Origin of the sequence: Gluconobacter sp. R75690, assembly GCF_015244525.1 — a bacterium.
Taxonomy (GTDB): Bacteria; Pseudomonadota; Alphaproteobacteria; order Acetobacterales; family Acetobacteraceae; genus Gluconobacter; species Gluconobacter potus.
In genome coordinates this window covers 103,512-127,030 of record NZ_JABCQB010000002.1, presented here as the reverse complement: position 1 = coordinate 127,030, position 23,519 = coordinate 103,512, and the positions used below count along the sequence as shown (strand labels likewise).

Genomic DNA, 23,519 nt, shown 5'->3' with positions numbered 1-23,519 from the left:
TTCGTTTTGTGATATGTTATCTCACTATGGAAAACGATACGAAAACAGTCCGAACCGGACGGGATCACATCGATCCCGCGTCCATCGAAGTTTCTCCAAACGCCAAGCTGATGCTGATTCTGGCCGCTGTGGTCGCCGCGATCTGCGGTGGTCTCTATGGCTATGATACGGGCATCATCTCCGGAACGCTGCCGCTGATCGGTGATGATTTCCGCCTGGGTGCCACCATGAAGGAAAGTGTCGCGTCCGCCATTCTGCTGGGGGCGATTTTCGGTGCTTTTGTTGCTGGCGGTCTGTCGGAAAAATACGGACGGCGGAACACCACCTGCATGGTGAGTGGTCTGTTCGTGGCGGGGGCGACGGCCTGTTCGCTGGCGCCGGATGTGTGGAGCCTGATCGCTTCGCGTTTCGTGCTGGGGCTGGCGGTTGGTGGTTCGACGCAGGTCGTGCCGATGTATATTTCCGAGCTGGCGCCGCAGGAGCGTCGTGGCACGCTTGTCACGATGTTCAACGTGGCCATCGGTCTGGGCATTCTGATCGCCAACATCATCGGCTTTACGGAGCGTGTGAACTGGGGCTGGCGGCCGATGGTCGGTGTTGCGGCCATTCCGGCGGCCATCGTGTTCATCTCGATGTTCTTCATGCCCAAGAGCCCGCGCTGGGCTGCTGAGAACGAGGGCATGAAGAGTGCCATCATCCAGCTCGGCCGGATCCGCACGACCAAGCGGGCCATCCGCCGAGAAGTGCAGACCATCCGCGAGAATGCGGAAGGGATCGATCCGAAGAACCGTGGCTGGCGTGGCCTGTTCCAGCCCTGGGTGCGCCCCGCACTTGTGGCCGCCCTTGGCGTTGCGTTCTTCACGCAGTGCGGCGGTCTGGAAATGATGATCTACTATACGCCGACCTTCCTGAACGATGCAGGCTTTGGCACGTCGTCCGCGCTTCTGGCGTCGCTGGGTGTGGCGGTGATCTACTGCATCATGACGTTCCTGGGCTGCATGTTCGTGGACCGGATCGGCCGTCGTCGTCTGATGCTCATCATGGGACCGGGGGCGGCTCTGTCGCTGGTCGGGCTTGGCGTGATGTTCCTGAGCCATCCGACTCCTGGCAGCGTGGGGGCCTACATGATCGTTGTGTTCCTGCTGCTGTTCATGATGTTCAATTCCGGCGGTATTCAGGTCTGCGGCTGGCTGCTGGGGGCCGAGATGTTCCCGCTGTCGATGCGTGGACAGGCGACATCGCTGCATGCCGCGACGCTGTGGGGGGCCGATCTGCTGGTGACCAGCACGGCGCTGAGCATGGCCGAAGCCATCGGGCTGAGCTGGACGATGTGGTTCTATGCGTTCGTGAACCTGGCGTCCGTGATCTTTGTCTTTTTCTTCGTGCCGGAGACGGCCGGAGCCTCGCTTGAGGACATCGAAGAGGCGCTGATTGAAAAGCGCTTCCGTCCGACGCCGGGGAATACCCGGATCGTGCAGAGCGATGACGGGGACGCCGAAGCCGCTGCATGATACGCTTTCCCCTTCATGCAGAAGGGGACTGACCATGACGGATGTTATCGCACAGAGGGTTGCTGCCGCACGATGTGGCAGCAACCCTTCTGTTATCGGGCGTATGAAATCGGGCTGGCTGGTGATTGGTCAGACGCAGCCTCTGCCAGGTTATTGCCAGCTTCTGGCTGATCCGGTCGTGCCGACAATCAATGATCTCAGGGGTGAGGCGCGGGCGCAGTATCTCGCGGATATGGCGGCGGTCGGGGATGCGCTGCTGGCCGTCACCGATGCGGTGCGGATCAATTACGAGACCTGGTGCAATCTGGCGCCGTCCCTGCACACCCATATCGTGCCGCGCTATGCGTCCGAAGATCCGGAAAAGGCCACGCGCCCTGCGGGGACGGTCTATGATTACAATGCAGCGCGGCCGTTCAGTCTGGAGCAGGACGGGCCGTTCATGGAGGCCATGCGGCGTTATTTGAAGCTTTAAAGCGTGGAGTAGTCATTTTTCTTCCAGGAATTACATTCTATGGTCTGGATTTTCGGCGATGCAGGGCAGGTTACTGGCATGAAAACAGCAATTATTCTGATTGTTCGGAACGAAGTGCAGGACATCGTATGGTGGCTTGCCCATCATCTTGGTGTCGGGATATCCACCCTTATTGTTTATGACGCTGGTTCGACTGATGGAACGTGGAGTCTGCTTCAGGCTGCCAGGCGGACGTCGGACATCCGGCCCCATCGTCTTGATGATGCGACGCATGAAACGCGGGAAGGTCTTCGTAGAAGAGCTGTTGCCGATGTTCGGGAGCGTTATGGCCGGGAGTTCGACTGGCTGGGTGTTTTCGGGATCGAGGACTACCTGACGCCGGCGGAGGAACACACGTTTCAAAGCCTGTTCCCGGTGGCAGAGGATTGTCAGGGCGTTCTGTTCAGCCATCGTCTGTATGGTGGCAACGGCTATATCGGTCTGCCGAGATGTTCGCCTGTTCATGCCTATACCCGCCATGCTCCGGATGATTTTTTCCATCATGGAGAGGGCATTCTGTTCGTTCGCCCCGCCGTGATGGATCATGGCTCTCCTGAACAGCCGGACTGGGGGCTGGACGGGCAGGACATTCTTCGCCCGTCAGGTCAGACCCTGAAGGATCATGCGGGGCGGGAGTGGACACATGGCTGGGTGCGTCGATATGCGGTCCGAAGCATGGCGCATCAGGTTCGCAGACTTGCCTTTGACCGTGTGCTCGACAGACGGCAGCCCGACTTGCATGCCCTGGACCGTAATGATGTTGAAGGCGCGGGTTCTCCGCTTTTTGCAACAACAGAAAACCTCGCTGTCGCGATTTACGGTGACGTTTGGGCTGATGTCATACGCAGGAAGAAATTCGAACAGATCCTGCAGATGCCGGACAGGGCTTCCGAAACCCTCTCTCCGTTATCAGCGGCCAGATTTTTCCGGCTCCAGGGCATAAATGGAGAATTTCTGTGCTGTGACCAGCGCGATGGCAGTCTGGTCGGACTTCCGGAAGGGGAAATTGGTGGAAGTGGTCATCATGTTCTGATGGCAGGATGTGTCTGGGAAGAGTTTCCGGGCTGGATCGTGCTGCTCCGCGAGGACGGTCAGATTTGCAGCAATACGATCAGCCATGCCGGGCTTGCTCCTGTTCCGGTTCCGGTTGCAGCATTTGAGACAGTGGACGTGGAGAACGGAGCGGTTGCGATGCGACTGCCAGCTACGGGGCGTTTTCTGACGCTTGTTGTCGGGAACGGGGAAGTCTGCGTGAACAGGACAGAGGCTTTCGGGTGGGAATATTTCAGTCTTGTCCCAGTTGAGATCTCTTCATCCGGACAGGGATCGGAACTGACGGAAGCACTGGGTTTCCTGCCGGTTCTTCTGGATGGGACACTGCGTGCAGAAAATCTGGCGGAGGTACTGGAAAGGGTGGATGTCTCGCAGTCTTTTCTGCTGCCTCTCATGTTCTCCATGCTGCCGGAGCGGGAGCAGGTACGGTTCAACGAGGATTATCCCGGCCTGTTCCCCTCCTGGCTCAGTGCTCTGGTGTTCTGAGCAGAGCGCCCCTCAGGCGCTCGTCTGCTGTTCAAGGGCCGGGTGATTCCGTTCGAGATACCGGTAGACCTGCTTCAGGCGGAGCGCCAGCCGCTGATAGACGATGCGGGTAAAATGGGTGGTGGTGGTCTGTTCGTCGGGCTTCTCGACAAAATCGTCGATTGAGAGGACTGAAACGTTAGGGAAATTCTTCTGCTCGGCTTTGGTCCACCGGTTCATGGATTGATGCCTTTCCAGGATTTCGGAAGGCATGTGGGCTGGGTTTTCACTGCTCAGCAGGAGAATGACCCGGGTATCCGCCGGGATGGCGGTCAGGATTTCACGCAGATTACGCCTGAAAAGCGGTTCGTCAGAGGGGCCTTGATGCACCATGTTGGCTCTGAAATACCTGAATGCCTGAATGCCGTCGTCAGGGACGCCCCGGTTCCTGAGATCAGCCTCATAGAATGTGGTCAGGTCATTATAGCCGAGGTTGGAAGGCGTGTAGGCCAGAACCGTCTGGCCGCCATGCTGGGCGTAGGTCCGGTAATACAGGTCTCCCCAGAAGCTGAAGATGATCAGGCTGTAATGGGGGGATGCATAATCCAGGGAGAGATCTTCATCAGTATAGCCGCAGTTCAGCAGGCAGTCCCGCTGATCGGCAGGAACGGGTCTTGCCGACTGGGCAACGATGGTTGAATGGTCGCGCCGCAGTTCGCCACCGTGACGGATGGTATTGGCGAACAGGCGGAAACGCTCGGTGACGGGTTGCAGATAATGCGCTACGGCCTCCAGATCGCAGCCGCCGCAAAGCAGGATGCCGCCATGCCCGGCGCTTTCCTGCGCGGTGGTGTCCTGTTCCGCATTGTAGAATGAGATCCAGTCTGCGGGATTGCTTTCATCGAAGAGATCCGAAATGACCTCTCCCCTGATGTGGATTTCAGGACGGCCAAGCTGGCGATAGAGCCAGAGTTCCACGAACATGCCCAGCGTGCGGCATGAGAAGCAGTACTGTTCGAGCCTGTTGTAACCGGCTCCCCGAACATGGACGAAAAAGCCCACATAGCCGTAATCGCCAAACCGGTCCCGCACATGCACCAGGGCTGTGTGGACATTGTATGATCGGATCATGTCCCGCACCTGCTGGCGGGCGGTTTCCATATCGTCGGAAACACGGTTCTTGGTATAGTTGAGCTGGTTTGTCCGGTTCAGGAGTTCGATGGCACGGTCGATATTGCCTTCGATGTCGTAATCGAGTTCAACCGTGATGTCGCTTTCCCGTAGGAAATCGAAGGCGTTTCCGCCAATGGTCTGTTTGACTGCGTTCTTGGCTTCAAGGATTTTGTAATCCGCCAGCCGCTTCATGTCCGGGTCGGGCTTGCCCTTGAGAAGAGGGTTTTCCAGCAGGCCTGGAAGAATGTTTTCGTCGGCGATCTGAAGATCGGGGACCATGAATTTTGCTTCTTCAAGATTCATGGGATTGTCGTCAACAAACAGGATCGTTGGCGCCCGGAGTTGGACCTGCTCGACGATTTCTTGGATTCTGGGGCCTTTTGTGTCCCAGTTTATACTGGGGAAGACGAAATATTCCCAAAGCCCGAGCCGTTCGAGGACGTCCTTGGCTGCGTTGAAATCGTTTTTCGAGCAGATCGAACTGATGATGCCGCGACGGGCAAGTTCCTTGACGACTTCGCCGAAATGCTGGTTCTCATCAATGCCGCCTTCAGTCAGAGTTCCTTTCCAGAAAGTTTCGTCGAGATCCCAGATGATGAGTCTTACGGCTTCGGCCATGGAAAGGTACTTCCTGTTAGAACGACTGTATTTGGAGGATAAGCATAGTCTGCTATGTTTGCCAGATGGAACAGGACAGCCCTGTTACAGACCAAGTTGAGAAGCTGTTATCGGGGAAGGGTTGGAAAAAGATACCACAGCCTGAAAACCAGACTTTCCACAGGTCGCTGACGTTTGAGATTTCTGTATCGGCACAGGACGGACAGACGCTGCGTAAAGGTTCGGGCGGTTGCGAGGTCTTCAAGGAGTTTCCGGTTTTCCGGCGCGATTGTTTTGGAGCCTTCCCGCAGGCAGGCGACATTGGAATTGAAGATTGTCATGAAGACCTTCGGTCCACGACGGCAGGCGGCCCAGGCGCGTCTGATGAAGGAACCGGTTGCCCCAACGGTGTTGTGGGCATGCTGCCGGTAGTAGCTGACGCAGCGGTTGTCGAAAATGACCTCTCCGCCGGCTGCGGCCGTCAGGAGATAGGCCCACCAGTCATGCAGGACCGAAGGCGGGGGCGGCGTGTTTCGCATCAGGCTGTGGGTTGCGGCGTTCAGCAAAATGGTGTGGCCGGTTGCGATGTTCTGCGTCAGGGAAGCCGGGAAATCGGGTCTGCGGCGCAGGGGGGCGGATTCCTGGAAAATGACGAGATCCGCGTCTGTCAGATACTGCCTGGCGCAATACAGGGTCGGCTTTTCGGCCGGGCGACGGCTGACGGCATCGAGGGCCCATTCCAGCTTCTGCGGTTTCCAGATGTCGTCCTGATCGGCGAAGGCGACATAGGGCGTGTCGGGGATGGCGTCGAGCAGATGCGCGTAGGAACCTGCGACGCCCAGGCGGCCGTGGCGGGTCGTGATTTCGACGCAACGGCCCTTTCCGGGGCCTTCGGCAAAGGCGCGCATCCGGTCGCGTGAAAGATCGGTCGAGGCGTCATCGCGCCAGTAGAGCGTCCAGTCAGGATGGGTCTGGGCCAGGATGCTGGCAAGCTGGGCGTCCAGATAGGTTTCGCCATTGTAGAGCGACAGGAGAATGGCGACCTGACGGGAAGATTCGGCCCTTTTCTGTGTCATGTTTCGGCACCTGGGCATGAGGCCGAAAGAAAGGAAAAGGGAATCATTCGGACGCAACGGCAGAGAATGTGATGGTCGGTTGCCCTCCCGCCGGGAGAGGGCAACAGGCGGTCAGGCTTCAGAAAACAGCTTGTGGACGATACGCGTCACGCTGTGGCGCCAGTCTGGCATTTTTACGCCGAAAACGCGATGCAGCTTTGAATTGTCCATCCGGGAGTCCTGCGGGCGTTTGGCCGGGGTAGGCCAGTCCTCGGTTCTGATGGCGTTGACCTGCGGCATGGTCTGGCCGTGTTTTGCGGCCTCTTCCAGCGCGGCGACGGCCAGGCCGTGCCATGTGGTTTCGCCGGTTCCGCTGGCGTGGAAAATACCGCGATATTCCGGCTTCCAGCCATCGCGCTCGATCAGGGCGATGATGGCGAGAATGGCTTCGGCCAGATCGTCAGAGCTGGTCGGGTTGCCCTTCTGGTCGCCGACGACCTTGAGCACGGGGTTTTTGGCGCCCGCGTTGATCATTGTGCGCACGAAGTTCTTGCCGTGAGCCGAATAGACCCAAGACGTGCGCAGGATGATGCTTTTGATGTTGGCGGTCAGGACGGCCTGTTCGCCTTCGGCCTTTGTGCTGCCATAGACCGTCTCGGGAGAGGTGGCGTCCTCTTCGGTGTAGGGCGTGCCCTTGTCGCCGGAGAAGACATAGTCCGTCGAGACATGGATGAACGGGATGTCCGCCTTGGCGCAGGCTGCGGCAAGCGCTGCCGGGCCGGAATTGTTAGCGCGTTCGGCGCCATCCTTTTCCGTTTCGGCCAGATCGACAGCCGTCCAGGCGGCTGCGTTCACGACAACTGACGGCTTATATTTTTCGACCGTGGCGGCAATGGTTTCCGGGCGGTCGAAATCGAATTCCGGACGACCGACGCGGATGATGCGCTCGTTGCCGAGATTCTGAAGGGACGTCGCAAGCTGGCCGTTGCCGCCCGTGACGAGAATGAGACCTGTGCTGGACATCGTCATGCTCACTTTTCGTACGAGAACCAGCCCTTGGCTTCTGCAAAATGCGGTGCGACCTTGTCCTTGTCGGACAGGATGGCGTCAGCTTCGGAAACGGGCCAGTCGATCTTCAGTTCCGGGCAGTTCCAGATGACGGCGCGTTCGGAGACCTTGCTGTAGAGCGAGGTGCATTTGTACTGCACTTCGGTGTTCTCTTCGAGCGTGACGAAGCCGTGCAGGAAGCCGGGCGGAATCCAGAGCTGGGACCAGTTTTCGGCGGAGAGTTCGGCGGCGCACCATTTGCCATAGGTCGGCGAGCCCGTGCGGGCGTCGACGGCCACGTCCCAGATGGCGCCCCGCGTGACGCGGACGAGCTTGCCCTGCTCGTAAGGCGCAAGCTGGCAGTGCAGGCCGCGAACGACGCCTTTCTGCCGCGACAGGCTCTGGTTGTCCTGGACGAAAGGCAGGTCGATACCGGCTTCGCCCATGCGCTCCACATTGTAGGTTTCGGAGAAGAAGCCGCGATTGTCACCAAAACGGGGAGGCGTGACGAGAATGACCTCTGGAATGGAAAGACGTTCGACTTTCATGCTCTGAAAATCCCTGTTTTGAAGATGGGGTCGTGAAAATTGGTCACGAAAAAACGGCTCCGGCTGCAAAAAGATGCAGGAAACCGGAACCGTATGAAGAAATCAGCTGTCGGCCAGTTCCCGCAGCAGGCGACCGAGTTCGGTCTTGCCCATTTCCTTCGCGTGTTCGCGGAGCTGGTCAGCGGTGATGAATTTGTTGCGGAACGCGACTTCTGCGGGAGAGCCGACCAGCATGCCCTGACGGGACTGGATGGTCTGTACGAAGGTTCCGGCCTGCATCAGGCTGTCGGGCATGCCGGCATCGAGCCAGGCGCAGCCGCGGCCCAGACGGTCCACCTGAAGAGTGCCCTCTTCGAGATACATGCGGTTGAGGTCGGTGATTTCCAGCTCGCCGCGAGCGCTGGGTTTCACTTGCTTGGCGAAGTCCACGACGCGGTTGTCGTAGAAATACAGACCCGTGATGGCCCAGTGGGATTCCGGATGGGTCGGCTTTTCCTCGACCTTCAGGGCCCGGCCGCTCTCGTCGAAGGAGACCACGCCGTAACGCTCGGGATCGCGGACCTGATAGGCGAAGACCGTGGCACCCTGCGGACGGTTCGACGCGGCACGCAGAAGAACGCCCAGATGTTCGGAGAAGATCAGGTTGTCGCCCAGCGCCAGGGCACAGGGAGCACCCTGGATCCAGTCTTCGGCGATCAGGAACGCCTGTGCCAGGCCGTCCGGCGACGGCTGAACGCGGTATTCGAAGGTGACGCCAAACTGGGAGCCATCGCCCAGCAGACGCTGGAACTGGGGCATGTCATGCGGGGTGGTGATGATCATGATGTCCCGGATTCCCGCCAGCATCAGCGTGGAAAGGGGATAGTAGATCATCGGCTTGTCATAGACCGGCAGGAGCTGCTTGGAGGCTGCCATCGTCATCGGATACAGGCGTGTGCCCGAACCGCCGGCGAGGATGATGCCCTTCATGGGCTTTGTCTCGATGGTGCTCACGTGTTTGCTCCCAGTCTCTGGCCGGTGTAGCGCTTGGAGCGGATTCCTTCCCACCAGGCGCGGTTGTCGAGATACCACTGAACGGTCTTGCGGATGCCGCTTTCGAAATCGTGCTTCGCTTTCCAGTCGAGTTCCTTCTCGGCGTGTGACGGGTCGATCTCATAGCGGAAATCATGGCCGGGGCGGTCGGTCACAAAGCGGATCAGGCGCTCGCGCGGGCCGGCAGGGTCGGGCTGAAGTTCGTCGAGGACGGCGCAGATCTTCTTGACGACTTCAAGATTGGTGCGCGGCTGGCGGGCGCCGATGGCGTAGGTTTCGCCCGGCTTGCCGATTTCGACAGCCTTGACCAGTGCCTCGGCATGATCTTCGACGAACAGCCAGTCGCGGACATTCTCGCCCTTGCCGTAAACCGGAAGTTCGCGGCCTTCGATGGCGTTGATGGTCACAAGCGGGATCAGCTTCTCGGGGAAGTGCCAGATGCCGTAATTGTTGGTGGTGTTGGTGACGAAGGTCGGCAGGCCGTAGGTGTGGAACCAGGCGCGGACCAGATGGTCGGACGACGCCTTGGAGGCCGAATACGGGCTGCGCGGATCGTAGGGGGTGGTTTCCGTGAACGGCGGGTCATTCGGCTCCAGATGACCGAAGACCTCGTCCGTGGAAATGTGATGGAAGCGGAAGGCCTTCTTTTCGGCATCTCCCAGCGTGTTCCAGTATTTCCGGGCAGCTTCGAGCAGGGAATACGTGCCGACGATGTTTGTCTGGATGAAGACTCCGGGGCCGTCGATCGAGCGGTCCACATGGCTTTCCGCTGCGAGATGCATGACGGCGTCCGGGCGGTATTCCTCGAACAGGCGCTGCATTTCCACGCCGTTCACGATGTTCGCGCGGGCATGGGAATACCGGGGGTCGTCTGCGACTTCGTTGACCGTGTCTTCCGATGCTGCATAAGTCATGCAGTCAACGTTCAGAACCGAATGTTCGGTGTTCCGGATCAGATGGCGTACAACGGCCGATCCGATGAAACCACAGCCGCCTGTCAGCAGAATCCGCATTTGAACCTCATGATATTAGATCAGGGCCTGAACCCTGGTAGAGTAATTTTATCTTACAGCGTTGTTGAAACAGCGCAAATAACGCCAGTACGTTTCTTGACACGCCGGACAGGTGACATTGGGAAATGCTTTCACCTCTCGCGCTGTCCGCATTGATGGGCTAATCCCACAGTCGTGCGGAGGCAGGAGAGGCAGGTATGCTGGCTGATACTTTGACACGCTCCCTGACGGATGTTCTGGAGCGGCCCGATCTTCGGGTGATTGCGGATGGGCTGGTTCCGATCCTGGATGTGTCACTGTCCCTGCCTTTCAGGATCGAGGGAGCACTCGAACCGGGGCAGCCTTTCCGCCTGCAGACGGCCACGCTCAAGCTGGGCGGTCCGTGTCTTGAGGCGCCGCGTCTGGCGCCGACTTTCCTGCGGCATGCCATCGAGTTGATGAGGTTGCTGGAGCCGGGCGCCAATCCGTATCTGGCCAGCTTTGCTGCAGCGCGTGTGGCGGCGCTGTTCCATGCGCTCGATACGGGTGATGTGGCACCGCTTCCAGCCTGGCTTGCCGTGTTCAGTGAGGATGTACCGGAGGCATCGGCTCTTATGCAGAGCTGGGAGACGCTGAGTGCATTTCTGCCGGATGTGCCGCCGTTCACGCCGCATGAGGCCGAGCGGCTGGAGCGGGTTCTGACCCGCCTGTGGCCTGTTCTGGCGCCTGCCGAGAGCCTGATGAGTAGCGGCGGGGATTCCCGGCTGGCTGTTGATCCGCATACCGGGCTGAACCGGTATTCGAGCTCTCATCGTCCGCGTCCCTGGGCAATCACTTTTGGGTCATCCACCGCATCTTCGCTGTCCGAGCGTGGTTTCGGGGGAGCGGAAGCCGCCCGACGCGGCATGATGAGTGCGCTTCTGGCCAAGCAGGACCCGGATCTGGTGCAGGAAGGTGTTGTGCGCCGGGCGCGCGAGGCGATCGGGGTGCATTTCGGTCTGCCGGAAGATGCTGTTCTGCTCTCGGCGTCCGGGACGGACTGCGAACTGGCGGTTCTGGCGCTTGTGGCGGCTGGAACGAAACGGCCGGTGACATCCATTCTTCTGGCGCCCGATGAAACGGGCAGCGGGGTTCCGCTTGCGGCCTGCGGGCGGCATTTCGCGACGGACAGCGCCTGTTCGACGCTGGTGGGCAAAGGCGAGGTGATTGAAGGGTTTTCGCCCGAGACGCGGCTGATCGGTGTGGATATCCGTGCGGCTGACGGGACGGCGCGCCCCGTGGCCGAGATCAATGCGCAATGTGCAGACCTTGTGCGGCGGGAAGTGGCCGAGGGGCGGCATGTTCTGCTGCACCGGCTGGACCAGTCGAAGACCGGCCTTGCGGCGCCGGACATGGACCTGGTCTGGGAATTGTGTACGGAGCTGGGCGATCAGCTCAGCGTCGTCGTGGATGTCTGTCAGGCGCGGCTGAGCCCGTCGCGTGTGGCGGAATGGGTGGAGCGGGGAATCATCGTCATGATAACCGGCTCCAAGTTCTTTACCGGCCCGCCGTTCTGCGGAGCCATTCTTCTTCCTCCTGCAATTCGCAGCCGTCTGCCGTCCCTGTCGCTTCCCAAAGGGCTCCGCGCATATGGCAATCGGGACGAATGGCCGGAAGGCGCGGATGCGTCAGCCCTCAATAACGGGCACAATATTGGTCTGGCGCTGCGCTGGTATGCGGCTCTGGCGGAAATGGATGCGCTGTTTGCGCTGCCCGATCCTGTCATTCGTGGACGTCTGACCCGGTTCATGACGGAAGCCGTGGCCATGGTTAAGGCCCGTCCGGCGCTGACTATGCTACCGATGGGCACGCCTTTTGATGATGGCCGCTGGGACGCGGTGCCGACTATCCTGTCCTTTCTGGTTGAAGATCCCCATGCGCCCGGGCGTCCGCTGGCGCTGGAAGATGCGCGGCGGCTGCATCGCTGGCTGAATGCGGATCTGTCGCCCTGGGTGGCGGAAGGGGAGGGCAGTCTGCTCTGTGTGCTGGGGCAGCCCGTGCCGGTGCCGCATCCGCTGGTGGACGGGCCGGCCGGAGCGCTGCGTCTGTGTGCTGGGGCGCGGCTTGTGTCCGGTGAGCCTTCCCACGAAGGGCTGGACGAGGAGCGCCGGCTTCAGCGTGAATGCATGGACGCGCGCCGGGTGCTTGGAAAACTGGAGCTGATCCTGAAGCACTGGGATGTTCTGCTGGACGCGAACCCTGTCCCCCGTTACGCCCCGTTGTCATGACCCAGACAGACAAAGCGGTCCCGCACGGGCATTTTCTCGATACGCCGGAACTGCCGAAGGGCGTCACCCGGTTCTGGCTGATCCGTCATGCGGTCGTGGAAGCCAGTGCACGCAAGACGATGTATGGGGCGCTCGACGTGCCGCTGTGCCGTGAGGCAATGGCGAGCCAGCAGGGTGGTTATGCCACGCTGGCACGCCGTCTGCCGAAGGATGCGCTGTGGTACAGTTCACCGTTGCAGCGGGCGCAGGATACTGCGGCTGAGATTCGCAAGGCCGGCGCGTTTTCGCAGGATGTGACGATTGATGGACGCTTCATTGAGCAGTCGATCGGGAAGTGGCATGGCACGCCGCATGGTGAGTTTATGTCCTTGCTGCGTCTGCCGCCCAATCCGTTCTGGTCCATTTCCGCCTGTGAGCTTCCGCCGGGCGGTGAGAGCATGCTGGATGTCTGCGCGCGCGTAGGGCACGGGCTTGAGGATCTGGCGAATATGCATGAAGGGCAGGATATGGTTGTCGTCAGCCATGGGGGCGCCATTCGTGCGGCTCTGGCGCATGCGCTGAGCGTTCATCCTGATACGGCGCTGCGCTTTTCGATCCAGAACCTGTCCATCACCATTCTGGAGCGCATCGACTGCCTGTGGCGCGTCGTGACGGTCAACGAACTGCCTGATTTCCGGGGCTGAAAGCTCGGGCAGTCTCTGGATTCCAGGGGCTGCTTGGAAACACGAAAAGACCCGTAACGGGCTTTGGTCGGTCAGTATGAAATTTTTAGGAAACAACCGGAGACGGGCATGGTGGGCACACAAGGGCTCGAACCTTGGACCCGCTGATTAAGAGTCAGCTGCTCTACCAACTGAGCTATGTGCCCATGGCCCGTCTACCGGTGGAGCGGCTTATAGCGGGATTTTGCCCCGGCCTGCAAGGGGTTTTTCATCTTTTCGTGCAGTTTAGTGCTGAAAAAATGAAAAACCTTTTATTTCAATGGTTTACCTGCGGTTGAGCAGGCGCATGACGCTCTCGAACTGCTCCAGGGACGTGTAGTCGATCTTCAGGGAACCGCCTTTTTTTCCATTATAGGAAATATGGACTTTTAGTCCGAGGCGGGAGGAGAGGTCATTTTCGATCTGCAGGATTTCCGCGTCCCGTGCCTTTTTGGCCGGTGTCTGGGTATTTTTGCAGCCAGCTAGAGCTTCGGTTTGGCGCACGTTGAGGCCACGGGCGATGACGATCTTGGCTGCGGCGACCGGATCGGGATGGGTCAGCAGGGCGCGGGCGTGACCGGCCGTGAGTTCACCGTTGCGGACGTAGGCGCGGACTTCCGGTGGCAGGTTGAGCAGGCGCATGGTGTTGGTGATGTGGGGGCGGGACTTGCCCACGGCACCGGCCAGTTCCTCCTGCGTCAGGGTATAGTCCGTGACCAGACGTTGCAGGCCCTCGGCCTCTTCGATCGGGTTGAGATCCGCGCGCTGGAGGTTTTCGACCAGGGCAGCGGCCATGGCGTCCGTGTCATCCAGTTCGCGGATATGGACGGGGACGCTGTGCAGGCCTGCGAGCTGTGAGGCGCGCCAGCGGCGTTCGCCGGCGATGATCTGGTAATGGCCCGGCTTTTCCGGATCAGGGCGGACGAGCAGGGGCTGCAGGACGCCGCGGGAGCGGATGGAATCGGCCAGTTCGGACAGGCGCTCAGGGTTCATGTCCTTGCGCGGCTGGAAGGGGCTCGGGGCCAGAACATCCACCGGCAGGGAGGAATGCTGCTGCGGCTGGGCATTCGCACGCGTGGCACGGGCGAGCTGCGGGGCTTGATCGCCCAGAAGAGCCGCGAGGCCGCGACCAAGACGCGGGGAACTGTCCTTTTTGGCCATCGCCGGTTACGCCTTTGCCTTGTTCTTGTTGCGTTTGATCAGTTCGGCCGCCAGCGCCAGATAGGCGATGGCACCCGTGGAGCGGGCGTCATAATCCAGCACGGGGCTGCCGTGGCTCTGGGCTTCGGAAATACGGATGTTGCGCGGAATGAGCGTCTCGAACACCTGATCGCCGAAGAAGCCACGTGCGTCCTGTGCCACGAGTTCGGACAGGTTGTTGCGGCGGTCATACATCGTCAGAACGATGCCTTCGAGATGCAGGTCGGCATTGAAGGCGCGGCGCACGCGGTCGATGGTGCGGACGAGCTGGCTGATGCCTTCAAGCGCGAAGAACTCACATTGCAGCGGCACGATCACGCTGTCAGACGCGACCAGCGCGTTCAGCGTCAGCAGACCGAGGCTTGGGGGGCAGTCGATCAGGATGGTGTCGTAATCGCCTTCGAGCGCGCGCAGGGCGTCACGCAGGCGGTATTCGCGACGCTCATCGCCGATCATTTCCAGCTCTGCACCCGCCAGTTCGTTATTGGCGGTGATGATCGCCAGATTGTCGAACCCGGTCGGCTGGGGCAGGGCGTGGGGTTCGGCTTCCACCATCAGCGCGGCATAGGTGCCGGTGTTGCGCTGGTCGTAGTCGATGCCCAGACCGGTAGAGGCGTTGCCCTGCGGGTCCAGATCCACGAGCAGGACGCGCTGTCCCTGACGGGCCAGACCGGCTGCCAGATTGATGGTGGTGGTGGTCTTGCCGACGCCTCCCTTCTGGTTGGTGACGGCAATGATCCGGGTGGTGGGAGATTCGGTTTTAGACGACACGCTTGAAATCACTGACCTTGATGATGGCTCCGCCGGGGTCGGTGCGGCTGGGAATGATGCTGTGGCTCATGTGCCAGTCGGCGCTTGCCTCGGTCAACTCGGCCTGCGCCTTCTGACCCTTCAGGAACAGGCAGAACCCGTCTTCCTTCAGTAATGGCCGCGCCCATTCGAGGAGCCTGTTAAGAGGAGCCAGTGCCCGGGCCGTGATGATGTCGGCCGGAGGGGGGCTGGCGGCTTCGATGCGCTTGGCGATGACCGTGACCTTGGCCTCGCAGATGCGTCCGGCTTCCCGCAGGAAGGCACATTTGCGCTGGTCCGATTCGATCAGGGTGACCGGATTACCCGTGGCGATGGCCAGAATGATGCCCGGAAAACCGCCGCCCGACCCCAGATCGGTGATGGTCGCGCCTGCAGGGATCAGTTCCGCGAGCTGAAGGCTGTCTTCGATATGACGGGGCCAGAGCTGGGCGATGTCACGCGGGCTGACGAGATTGATCTTCGCGTTCCACTGCACGAGCAGGTCGGCAAAGCGCTCCAGCCTCTCATGTGTTTCACGTGAAACGGTGGTCATGACAGGGTCCTTACATGGGCCAGCAGGGCGACCAGCGCGGCAGGTGTGACCCCGCGCACGCGCTGTGCTGCGGCGAAACTGGTCGGGCGGGCCTGGGAAAAGCGCTCGCGCATTTCGCTGCTCAGGCCGCCGATGGCAGTGTAATCCAGATCGGCCGGAAGGGCGATGGCACTTTCCGATGCGAGTTGTCGAATTTCACGATCCTGCCGGTGAAGATAGCCACCATAACGCGCTTCGGTCTCGACATGGCGACGCACACGCAGGGGAAGTTCGGCGAACCACGGGACCAGTGTGTCCAGCTTCGTATGGTCGCCATTGCTGGCGAGGACATCGAGAACCGTGCGCCTGCGGCCATCCAGCGAGACTTCAAAACCGACATCGCGCAGGGTTTGCGGCAGGAAGGTCGTCTCGGCCGCGCGAGCCATGGCGGCGTCGAGTTCGGCTTTCTGGGCGGTGAAGGCGGCTTCGCGCTCGGACAGGACGCAGCCTGCTGCGATGCCCTTTGGCGTCAGACGCAGGTCGGCGTTGTCGGCGCGCAGGGTCAGGCGATACTCGGCGCGGGAGGTGAACATGCGATAGGGTTCGCTGATGCCGTGCAGGGTCAGATCGTCGATCATGACGCCGAGATAGGCGTCACTCCGGTCCAGCGTGAGCGGTTCATTGCCTGCCGTGGCGCGGGCGGCGTTCAGGCCGGCGAGCAGACCCTGTGCTCCGGCTTCTTCGTAACCGGTCGTGCCGTTGATCTGTCCGGCAAGGTACAGGCCCGGCAGGCGGCGCAGTTGTAGTGACGGCAGAAGCTCACGCGGGTCCACGTAATCATATTCGACGGCGTAACCTGCCGTGACGATACGAGCGTTTTCCAGACCGGGCATGGTGGCGATCATGGCGGCCTGTACGTCAGCGGGCAAACTGGTGCTGATGCCGTTCGGGTAGACCAGATCGCCGCCCGGATTGCCGGGCAGGGCTTCGGGTTCCAGAAAGACCTGATGCGATGTGCGCTCGGCGAAGCGAACGACCTTGTCTTCGATTGACGGGCAGTAGCGCGGGCCGCGACCGGCAATCGCGCCGCCATACATGGCCGAGCGGTGCAGGTTCTCGTTGATGATCCTGTGGGTTTCGGCGGTTGTATGGCTGATGCGGCAGACGACCTGCGGGTTGGTGATGGCCGCCGTCATGGGGCTGAAAGCCTCGGGTTCAGCGTCACCCGGATCGGCCGGGAGGTTTTCCCAGTCGATGCTGTCCCTGGCCAGACGCGGTGGGGTGCCGGTCTTGAGGCGGCCCATCTGGAGGCCGAGCGCATAGAGCCGTTCGCCCAGACGCTTGGCCGGGGCTTCGCCGATGCGTCCGGCTTCCGTCTGGGTGTGGCCGACATGGATGACGCCGCGCAGGAAGGTTCCGGTGGTCAGCACGACGGCGCCGCAGCGGAACTCGTGGCCGTCTTCACAGATGACGCCGGTGATGTGGCCGTTCTCTTCGATCAGGTCTCCGGCGGCACCTTCGAGGATCGTCAGGTTTGGCGTGGCGGCCAGAAGGTCCTGAATGGCGGCGCGATAGAGAGAGCGGTCGGCCTGTGCGCGGGGGCCGTGAACGGCCGGTCCCTTGGAGCGGTTGAGCAGTTTGAAATGAATGCCGGCGCGATCTGCGGCCTTGCCCATCAGGCCATCGAGCGCATCGATTTCGCGCACGAGATGGCCCTTGCCGATCCCGCCGATGGCCGGGTTGCAGGACATGGCGCCGATCGTTGCAAGCCGATGGGTGAGCAGCAGAGTGCGTGCGCCGAAGCGGGCCGATGCCGCTGCGGCTTCACATCCGGCATGACCGCCGCCGATCACGATGACATCGAAATCGCTCAAAACCTACTTCCCGATACAGAACTGCCCGAAAATTGCATCGAGCAGGGATTCAACATCAACACGTCCCGTCAGACGCCCCAGAGCCATCATGGACAGGCGGAGTTCTTCGCCCCGAAGCTCCGGCCATGTCGCGGTTCGCGCGCGCTCCAGATGGGTTGCGGCCTCCTGGATTCCGGCGCGGTGTCTGGCGCGGGTCAGGGGGGGCGCAGCGGAACCGGCCATGAGTTCTGCCACCCGTCCGGACAGGACCTGACGCAGCGCAGCGAGGCCTTCGCCGGACTGTGTGCTGATCCCTAACATGCCGGGCGGGGCGGGCGCGATGTCGATTTTCGTCCGGACGGGAATTTCCTCTCCGGAAAGGGATTCGAAACTTTCATCCGGGCCGATCAGATGCAGCACGACGTCAGCCTGTTTCACGTGAAACAATGCGCGGCGGATGCCTTCGGCTTCGATCTCATCTTCGGTCTCGCGCAGACCAGCCGTGTCGATCAGACGCAGGCGGATACCGTCCAAAACCCAGTCGAGCGCAATGGCGTCGCGTGTTGTGCCTGCGCGATGGGTGACGATGGCGGCGTCAGTTCCGGATAACGTATTGAGAAGACTGGATTTTCCGACGTTTGGCGAGCCCGCGATCACGACCGTCAGGCCCTGACGCATGAGTTCGCCGCGATTGTCCTGAAGATGGGCGGACATCTCGGTCTGGAGCTTAGACAGTTCTGCGATCAGCCCGTCTTCCACGTCCTGCGGCAGCTCTTCGTCCGGGAAGTCGATCAGGGCTTCCTGATGCGCGAGGACGAGGCGCAGGCGTTGGGCCCAGTCGTCATACAGACGGCTCAGGGCGCCGTCGGCCTGACGGAGTGCCTGTTTGCGCTGGCTTTCCGTTTCGGCGTCCACAAGGTCGGCGATGGCTTCGGCCTGAAGCAGGTCCAGTCGTCCTTTCTGCACGGCGCGACGGGTAAACTCACCGGGTTCGGCAGGGCGGGCGCCCAGATCGGTCAGGGCGTCGGCGACGCGGGCGATGATGGCGGGGCCTGCGTGGAGATGCAGTTCGAAGCCGTCCTCGCCGGTGTAGGAATTGGGGCCAGGGAGCCAGAGGGCGACGGCGTGATCGAGCACCTCTCCGTTATGACGCAGGGTGCGCAGGCTGACGCGGCGGGGTTCGGGCAGCCGCCCGTTGCAGAGTGCTTTGAGGATCGCATCGCTGCCTGGGCCGCTGGCACGCATGATCGCGATGGCCGCGCGGGACGGACCGGTGGCCAGAGCGAAAATGACCTGCGGGGTGTTTTCAGGGGCGTCCGGAAGGGATGAGCGCGTCATGGGTTTCTATGTAGTGCAGGTGGCCCCGCGGTGAAATGCCCTGCGGACAGGCATGAAAAGCGCAGACATAAAAAAGGCGGATCGTTTCCGATCCGCCCTTTCTCTCAGACTGACAGGGGTGGGGACGCTTACTGTGCGTCGTCCACGCCGGTGTGGGTCTGCGGGGAGAAGGTCCAGCCTTCGCCATAAGGCTGCGGCATGTAGGCCATCCAGCCCTTGCTGGAGACGTTCCAGCCAGCGGTGGAGACCGGTGCACCCGTCGTGCGCAGCTTCTGGATATCGGAAGCGGACACGGTTCCCGGTGCGTTGTTGCCCCAGCCCTTGCGCATGAAGTTCACGACATCGGCCATCTCCTGGTCGGAGAGGTGATTCTTGAACCCGGGCATGGCAACAGCGGACGGTGCGCTGTTGGTCGGGGGCAGGATGCCACCGAAGGCCACGACATTGGCGAGCGACGTCGGATCGTCGGTGATGACGACCGGGTTACCTGCCAGCGGCGGGAACATGCGGTTGACGCCCGTACCATCGTTCATGTGGCAGATGGCGCAGTTGTGCAGATAGACTTCCGCACCTGCGTTGCCCTGGCCACCCTTGTTCAGCAGAGCGGTCGTCTGACCGTCATCCTGACCGAGGTTCTTGCCTTCCGGCACGGCCGGCATGCTCTTGAGGTACTTGGCCGTGGCGCGCAGATCGTCGTCGGACCAGTGCTGCGTGCTGTAGGCCACCACGTCGGCCATGCCACCGAAGACGGCGGAGTGGTCGATACGGCCGCTCTTGAGGAAGGTGACGATGTCATCTTCAGACCAGCGGCCCAGACCCGTGTCGCTGTTGCTGCGCAGGCTCGGTGCGATCCAGTTGTCGATCGGGGCACCACCGGCCAGGTAGGCGTTGCCGCCAGCCGTGCCGTAGGCCTTGACCTGCATTCCGAAACCGCGGGGCGTGTGACATTCGCCGCAATGGCCCGGGCCGTTGACGAGGTATTCGCCGCGGGCGACTTCCGGATCACTGATGCTCTTGTCCACGCCCGGCGTCATGCTCGGGACGAACATGGCGCGCCACATGCCCAGCGGCCAGCGCATGGAGAGCGGCCAGCTGATGTCCGGCGCCTTGTTCTGCAGGGCGACCGGCTTCACGCCGTGCATGAAGAAGGCATACATCGCACGGATGTCGTCGTCGGACAGACGTGCGAATTCAGGATAGGGCATGGCCGGATAGACCGTTGCACCATCCTTGCGGATGCCCTTGCGGAGGGCCTTCGTGAAGTCCTCCAGAGTGTAGTTGCCGATACCGTGTTCCGGGTCCGGCGTGATGTTGGTCGAATAGATCGTGCCGATCGGGCTCTTGATCTCCAGACCGCCCGCATAGGGCTGTCCGTGAAGAGCCGTGTGGCAGGCGATGCAGTCCGACAGGCGGGCGACATATTCGCCACGCTTGATCAGGGCTTCATCGGCGTCCTGGGCATGGGCGGCGCCGAAAGACACCGCCATGAGGCCGATAGCGGCCGCGAGTTTCCATCCCTGTTTCATCTCAGATACCAGCCTGTCCCGAGTTAATGCGTTCAGCATGTCACGTGCTCCTTATGCAAACCGCTGCCTCAGGGGTGATCCGCGGTCGGAACATCGGCCGTGGACTGCGGGACATTGAGGAACTGATCGTTCGGAACGCCAGTTGAGTTTTCACGTGCCTTGACTTCGTCGTCGTAGGATTCGTTCGCGCGCTTCACGATGAAGTTGCGGATATCCTCGATCTGCTCAGGCGTCATGGACGTGTCGAAGCGGTCCATGCCGTAAGCCGTCAGAGCACCGCGGCCAACGAGCTTGTAGAAGCTTTCCCTGCCGCGCGGAGCACCGGACCAGCGAAGGTCAGGCAGAACGCCACCGGAGATCGCATTGTCGCCATGGCAGGCCGAGCAGAACGTCTGATACATGAAGTATCCGTCCTTCTGGCGGGCCTCGTCATAGGTCGGAACCGGCTTGACGGGAGTGAAGCCCAGCTCGTTCTTCGGCGGCAGGTTGTCCTTGCCGTCAAGCGAGAAGGCGATCACGCGGGAGTGGTTGACCGTCCAGCCCGAGGTGCGGGCAACGCCGCCGTACAGGAACGGATAGATGCCACCCCAGCCCACTTCAACCGCGACATACTGCTTGCCGTTGGCCGTATAGGTCACCGGCGGAGCGATGATCGCGCTCTGTGCGGGGAAGGAATAGAGATCATTGCCGTTCGTGGCGTCGTAGGCGTGGAATTCGCCGTTCGCCAGACCCTGGAAGATCACGTTACCGGCCGTGGCCAGAAGACCACCGTTCCACGGACCCTTGTGGTTGATCGTGAAGGCCGGAGCCATCTTCACCGGATCCCAGGCCAGCGTCCAGCCCTTCAGGACTTTCAGGAAGTCCTTCTTGGCGGCGACATGTTCCGGATCATTGTCGTCGAAGAGGCCGATCTTGTTCATGTCGAGGCCGAGGTTCCAGGCGTCATGATACGCCTTGAAGCCGCCTTTCTGGCCGTCATACAGGAGCGGGATCTGCTGTGCCGGGATGTAGACCAGCTTCGTCTTCGGGCTGTAGGCCATGGCGGCGAAGTTATGGCCGCCGAGCTCACCCGGAATGCCGAGCCAGGGCTTGCCCGTCAGGGTCCACAGGGCGTCAGGCACGTAGTTCGGGCGACCCGTGACCGGATCCAGGCCGTTGGCCCAGTTCTCGTAGGTGTAGGGCTTGCCGGTGATGAACTTACCGGTCTTCGCATCGATGATGTAGAAGAAGCCGTTCTTCGGAGCATGCACGATGACGTGGCGCATCTCGCCGTTGACCGGCATGTCGAGCGTCATGATCTGCTGGACGGAGGTGTAATCCCACTCGTCCATCGGCGTTTCCTGGAAGTGCCAGACATACTTGCCGGTGTCAGGATTGATCGCGACGATGCTGCCCAGGAAGAGGTTGTCGCCCTTGCCTTCGGAGCGGAACTTGTAGTTCCACGGTGAGCCGTTGCCGACGGCCAGGTAGACGAGGTCCGTCACCGGGTCATAGACGAGCGAATCCCAGACGGTGCCGCCGCCGCCCTGCTGCTTCCAGGCGCCGTTCTTGCCCCAGGTCGGGTAGGCCTTGGACATCAGGATGTCGTCGGAGGCTGCGCCGTCAGGCTTGTTCTCGGGGTTCGGAACGGTGAAGAAGCGCCAGTCGAGCTTGCCGGTTTCCGCGTCGAAGGCAGAGACGAAGCCGCGGGCACCGAATTCTGCACCACCGTTGCCGATCAGGACCTTGCCCTTGGCGATACGGGGGGCACCGTCAACCGTGTAGGACCGCTGGTGGCCGAGCTGGGCCTCCTTGGGGATCGTGTAGACGCTCCAGACCAGCTTGCCGGTCTTGGCGTCGAGCGCGATCAGGCGGCCGTCGAACGTGCCGAAATAGACCTTGCCGTTCCAGTAGGCGGCGCCACGGCTGACCGTGTCACAGCAGCCACGGTCGGCGATGTTGCCCGGAACCTTCGGATCGTAGGACCACAGGAGCTTGCCGGTCGCTGCATCCAGCGCCTTCATCTTGCTCCAGTTGGTCGTGGCGTACATGACGCCGTTGACGATCAGGGGAGTGCCTTCCTGGCCGCGGTTCGTGTCCAGATCGTAGTGCCAGGCGAGCTTCAGCTTGCCGACATTCTCCGTGTTGATCTGGTCGAGCGGGCTGTAGCGCTGCTCGGAGTAGGAACGGCCGTAGGACAGCCAGTCCCCGGGATGGCCGCCGTTATCGGAGCTCGTGATTGCTGTGCCGGTATCTTCCTGCGCAAAAGCGACAGGTACAGCTGCTGAAAACGCCAGCGCGGCAGCGCAGCTGAGAAGGCGCTTTTTCGTAACCTTGATCGGCGTCAGTAGACCAGAAGTCATGATCCAACTGTCCTTTTTGTAAAGACTGTTTCCGCTGTGATATTCTGGACCTGTGAAGTCTTGAAAGGAACGGGAGCTAATCCTCGTTCTCTCAAGCCAACACTCAGTACCGGACACCGGCAGCATGAGAACTTACTGAGCCTATTTTATTGCTTAAGACAAACACGGCTTCTGACGTTTCCGTGAGGGGGACGGCGGGATCGCTCCGAAACGGGGTATGATGCGGCTCACCGAATAATTACACTGCCGTTCCAGAAAACATTGGGCTGCTTTCTGAATACAAAAAACGGCAGTTTTCCAACACATTACAGAACATTGCTGGAAAGCCTACATGAACGGTCCAGTATGTGTTTTGTGCATGTTGCTATACTGCGATATGCGTGTGGAGCATGGCTTAAAAGTCTCGTCCTGATGGTGATATCGCCGGATTGACGGTTTTGAGCGGCTCGGGCACCGTGTCGTTCATGCCACAGCTATCCTGCCACTCACCTTTCGGGGCCCTTACCATCAGTGAAGATGAGGGCCAGATCGTCGCTCTGGACTGGGGTTGGGGGCGCGATCAGGAGGAGACTCTGCTCCTTCTGAAAGCACGCGACCTTCTGGAGCGCTATTTTGACGGGGAATCGGTCGATTTCGAGACCCTGCCCTACCGTCCTTACGGGACTCCGTACCGCCAGAAGGTCTGGGACGCGCTGCGCCGGATTCCCTATGGGCAGACGCGGACCTATGCCGATATCGCGGCCGAGGTTGGGGGCTCTCCCCGATCGGTTGGTGGTGCCGTGGGGGCGAATCCGATCCCCATCCTGATCCCCTGTCACCGGGTTGTCGGACGTTCGGGGCTGGGGGGCTATTCAGGGCTTGGAGGTGTGGCCGACAAACATGCGCTTCTGCACCTGGAAGGCGCGCGCTAGGGACCGGTCTTTCATCTCCACGTCCTTTCACTCCACGTTGCTGGAACACAAAAAAAGGGGAGCCGGAGCTCCCCTT

19 protein-coding genes and 1 tRNA gene are annotated in these 23,519 nt (G+C 60.9%); 6 read left to right on the top strand and 14 right to left on the bottom strand.

From position 1 onward, the window contains the following. Positions 1 to 26: 26 nt before the first annotated feature. The 3 genes from HKD27_RS02985 (at position 27) to HKD27_RS02975 (ending at position 3,561) form a co-directional block, all read left to right on the top strand. The gene (locus tag HKD27_RS02985; protein WP_194688517.1) at positions 27 to 1,511 is read left to right on the top strand and encodes a sugar porter family MFS transporter; all 1,485 of its coding nucleotides are present in this window, start codon (positions 27 to 29) and stop codon (positions 1,509 to 1,511) included. Between the two features lie 34 nt (positions 1,512 to 1,545). Further along, a complete protein-coding gene (locus HKD27_RS02980) occupies positions 1,546 to 1,983 on the top strand; it encodes an HIT family protein (protein WP_194688518.1) in 438 nt (145 codons plus the stop codon). Positions 1,984 to 2,061: 78 nt separating this feature from the next. Further along, positions 2,062 to 3,561: a glycosyltransferase family 2 protein gene (locus HKD27_RS02975; protein ID WP_194688519.1), complete on the top strand. Its 1,500-nt coding sequence runs from the start codon at positions 2,062 to 2,064 to the stop codon at positions 3,559 to 3,561. Positions 3,562 to 3,573: 12 nt separating this feature from the next. Here HKD27_RS02975 and HKD27_RS02970 read toward each other — a convergent pair whose 3' ends face one another. From HKD27_RS02970 to rfbB, 6 genes are all read right to left on the bottom strand, one after another. Continuing rightward, positions 3,574 to 5,331: an HAD-IIIC family phosphatase gene (locus tag HKD27_RS02970; protein WP_194688520.1), complete on the bottom strand. Its 1,758-nt coding sequence runs from the start codon at positions 5,329 to 5,331 to the stop codon at positions 3,574 to 3,576. Positions 5,332 to 5,438: 107 nt separating this feature from the next. Beyond that, the gene (locus HKD27_RS02965; RefSeq protein WP_194688521.1) at positions 5,439 to 6,386 is read right to left on the bottom strand and encodes a glycosyltransferase family 2 protein; all 948 of its coding nucleotides are present in this window, start codon (positions 6,384 to 6,386) and stop codon (positions 5,439 to 5,441) included. Positions 6,387 to 6,497: 111 nt separating this feature from the next. Continuing rightward, the gene (gene rfbD / locus HKD27_RS02960; protein WP_228518315.1) at positions 6,498 to 7,388 is read right to left on the bottom strand and encodes a dTDP-4-dehydrorhamnose reductase; all 891 of its coding nucleotides are present in this window, start codon (positions 7,386 to 7,388) and stop codon (positions 6,498 to 6,500) included. 8 nt (positions 7,389 to 7,396) lie between these two features. Continuing rightward, positions 7,397 to 7,960, bottom strand: a complete 564-nt coding sequence (gene rfbC, locus HKD27_RS02955; protein WP_194264902.1) for a dTDP-4-dehydrorhamnose 3,5-epimerase — start codon at positions 7,958 to 7,960, stop codon at positions 7,397 to 7,399. Between the two features lie 102 nt (positions 7,961 to 8,062). Further along, entirely contained in the window at positions 8,063 to 8,929 is an 867-nt protein-coding gene (gene rfbA, locus HKD27_RS02950; RefSeq protein ID WP_194688616.1) for a glucose-1-phosphate thymidylyltransferase RfbA, read from the bottom strand. 20 nt (positions 8,930 to 8,949) lie between these two features. After that, positions 8,950 to 10,005, bottom strand: coding sequence for a dTDP-glucose 4,6-dehydratase (gene rfbB / locus HKD27_RS02945; protein ID WP_194688523.1), 1,056 nt, complete (start codon positions 10,003 to 10,005; stop codon positions 8,950 to 8,952). 197 nt (positions 10,006 to 10,202) lie between these two features. Here rfbB and HKD27_RS02940 point away from each other — a divergent pair, with 197 nt between their 5' ends. Together HKD27_RS02940 and HKD27_RS02935 are read left to right on the top strand one after the other, a co-directional pair. Beyond that, positions 10,203 to 12,251, top strand: a complete 2,049-nt coding sequence (locus tag HKD27_RS02940; RefSeq protein ID WP_194688524.1) for a hypothetical protein — start codon at positions 10,203 to 10,205, stop codon at positions 12,249 to 12,251. Then, a complete protein-coding gene (locus HKD27_RS02935; protein ID WP_194688525.1) occupies positions 12,248 to 12,934 on the top strand; it encodes a histidine phosphatase family protein in 687 nt (228 codons plus the stop codon). Before HKD27_RS02940 ends, HKD27_RS02935 begins: the two co-directional genes overlap by 4 nt. A 109-nt stretch (positions 12,935 to 13,043) precedes the next feature. On the opposite strand, the gene HKD27_RS02930 is transcribed toward HKD27_RS02935, so the two are convergent. From HKD27_RS02930 to HKD27_RS02895, 8 genes are all read right to left on the bottom strand, one after another. Next, positions 13,044 to 13,119, bottom strand: a tRNA-Lys gene (locus tag HKD27_RS02930). 118 nt (positions 13,120 to 13,237) lie between these two features. Further along, on the bottom strand, positions 13,238 to 14,113 hold the full coding sequence (locus tag HKD27_RS02925; protein ID WP_194688526.1) for a ParB/RepB/Spo0J family partition protein: 876 nt from the start codon (positions 14,111 to 14,113) through the stop codon (positions 13,238 to 13,240). Between the two features lie 6 nt (positions 14,114 to 14,119). Next, entirely contained in the window at positions 14,120 to 14,923 is an 804-nt protein-coding gene (locus HKD27_RS02920) for an AAA family ATPase (RefSeq protein WP_194688527.1), read from the bottom strand. Next, a complete protein-coding gene (gene rsmG / locus HKD27_RS02915; protein WP_041111536.1) occupies positions 14,913 to 15,494 on the bottom strand; it encodes a 16S rRNA (guanine(527)-N(7))-methyltransferase RsmG in 582 nt (193 codons plus the stop codon). Before rsmG ends, HKD27_RS02920 begins: the two co-directional genes overlap by 11 nt. After that, positions 15,491 to 17,347 carry a tRNA uridine-5-carboxymethylaminomethyl(34) synthesis enzyme MnmG gene (gene mnmG / locus HKD27_RS02910; protein ID WP_194688528.1) on the bottom strand — a complete coding sequence of 619 codons (1,857 nt, stop codon included), beginning with the start codon at positions 17,345 to 17,347 and terminating at the stop codon, positions 15,491 to 15,493. The genes rsmG and mnmG overlap by 4 nt, the downstream gene beginning before the upstream one ends. Positions 17,348 to 17,350: 3 nt before the next feature. After that, the gene (gene mnmE, locus HKD27_RS02905) at positions 17,351 to 18,664 is read right to left on the bottom strand and encodes a tRNA uridine-5-carboxymethylaminomethyl(34) synthesis GTPase MnmE (protein WP_194688529.1); all 1,314 of its coding nucleotides are present in this window, start codon (positions 18,662 to 18,664) and stop codon (positions 17,351 to 17,353) included. A gap of 128 nt (positions 18,665 to 18,792) precedes the next feature. Further along, positions 18,793 to 20,229: a cytochrome c gene (locus tag HKD27_RS02900; protein WP_041111538.1), complete on the bottom strand. Its 1,437-nt coding sequence runs from the start codon at positions 20,227 to 20,229 to the stop codon at positions 18,793 to 18,795. Between the two features lie 29 nt (positions 20,230 to 20,258). Further along, the gene (locus HKD27_RS02895) at positions 20,259 to 22,532 is read right to left on the bottom strand and encodes a PQQ-dependent dehydrogenase, methanol/ethanol family (protein ID WP_062494022.1); all 2,274 of its coding nucleotides are present in this window, start codon (positions 22,530 to 22,532) and stop codon (positions 20,259 to 20,261) included. A gap of 464 nt (positions 22,533 to 22,996) precedes the next feature. Between HKD27_RS02895 and HKD27_RS02890 the strand changes: the two genes are divergently transcribed. Then, positions 22,997 to 23,443 carry a methylated-DNA--[protein]-cysteine S-methyltransferase gene (locus tag HKD27_RS02890; RefSeq protein WP_194688530.1) on the top strand — a complete coding sequence of 149 codons (447 nt, stop codon included), beginning with the start codon at positions 22,997 to 22,999 and terminating at the stop codon, positions 23,441 to 23,443. Positions 23,444 to 23,519: the final 76 nt, after the last annotated feature.

Coding starts and splice junctions, on each gene's coding strand:
- HKD27_RS02985 (WP_194688517.1), top strand. CDS start 27: ATGGAAAACGATACGAAAACAGTCCGAACCGGACGGGATCACATCGAT.
- HKD27_RS02980 (WP_194688518.1), top strand. CDS start 1,546: ATGACGGATGTTATCGCACAGAGGGTTGCTGCCGCACGATGTGGCAGC.
- HKD27_RS02975 (WP_194688519.1), top strand. CDS start 2,062: ATGAAAACAGCAATTATTCTGATTGTTCGGAACGAAGTGCAGGACATC.
- HKD27_RS02970 (WP_194688520.1), bottom strand. CDS start 5,331: ATGGCCGAAGCCGTAAGACTCATCATCTGGGATCTCGACGAAACTTTC.
- HKD27_RS02965 (WP_194688521.1), bottom strand. CDS start 6,386: ATGACACAGAAAAGGGCCGAATCTTCCCGTCAGGTCGCCATTCTCCTG.
- rfbD (WP_228518315.1), bottom strand. CDS start 7,388: ATGTCCAGCACAGGTCTCATTCTCGTCACGGGCGGCAACGGCCAGCTT.
- rfbC (WP_194264902.1), bottom strand. CDS start 7,960: ATGAAAGTCGAACGTCTTTCCATTCCAGAGGTCATTCTCGTCACGCCT.
- rfbA (WP_194688616.1), bottom strand. CDS start 8,929: ATGAAGGGCATCATCCTCGCCGGCGGTTCGGGCACACGCCTGTATCCG.
- rfbB (WP_194688523.1), bottom strand. CDS start 10,005: ATGCGGATTCTGCTGACAGGCGGCTGTGGTTTCATCGGATCGGCCGTT.
- HKD27_RS02940 (WP_194688524.1), top strand. CDS start 10,203: ATGCTGGCTGATACTTTGACACGCTCCCTGACGGATGTTCTGGAGCGG.
- HKD27_RS02935 (WP_194688525.1), top strand. CDS start 12,248: ATGACCCAGACAGACAAAGCGGTCCCGCACGGGCATTTTCTCGATACG.
- HKD27_RS02925 (WP_194688526.1), bottom strand. CDS start 14,113: ATGGCCAAAAAGGACAGTTCCCCGCGTCTTGGTCGCGGCCTCGCGGCT.
- rsmG (WP_041111536.1), bottom strand. CDS start 15,494: ATGACCACCGTTTCACGTGAAACACATGAGAGGCTGGAGCGCTTTGCC.
- mnmE (WP_194688529.1), bottom strand. CDS start 18,664: ATGACGCGCTCATCCCTTCCGGACGCCCCTGAAAACACCCCGCAGGTC.
- HKD27_RS02900 (WP_041111538.1), bottom strand. CDS start 20,229: ATGCTGAACGCATTAACTCGGGACAGGCTGGTATCTGAGATGAAACAG.
- HKD27_RS02895 (WP_062494022.1), bottom strand. CDS start 22,532: ATGACTTCTGGTCTACTGACGCCGATCAAGGTTACGAAAAAGCGCCTT.
- HKD27_RS02890 (WP_194688530.1), top strand. CDS start 22,997: ATGCCACAGCTATCCTGCCACTCACCTTTCGGGGCCCTTACCATCAGT.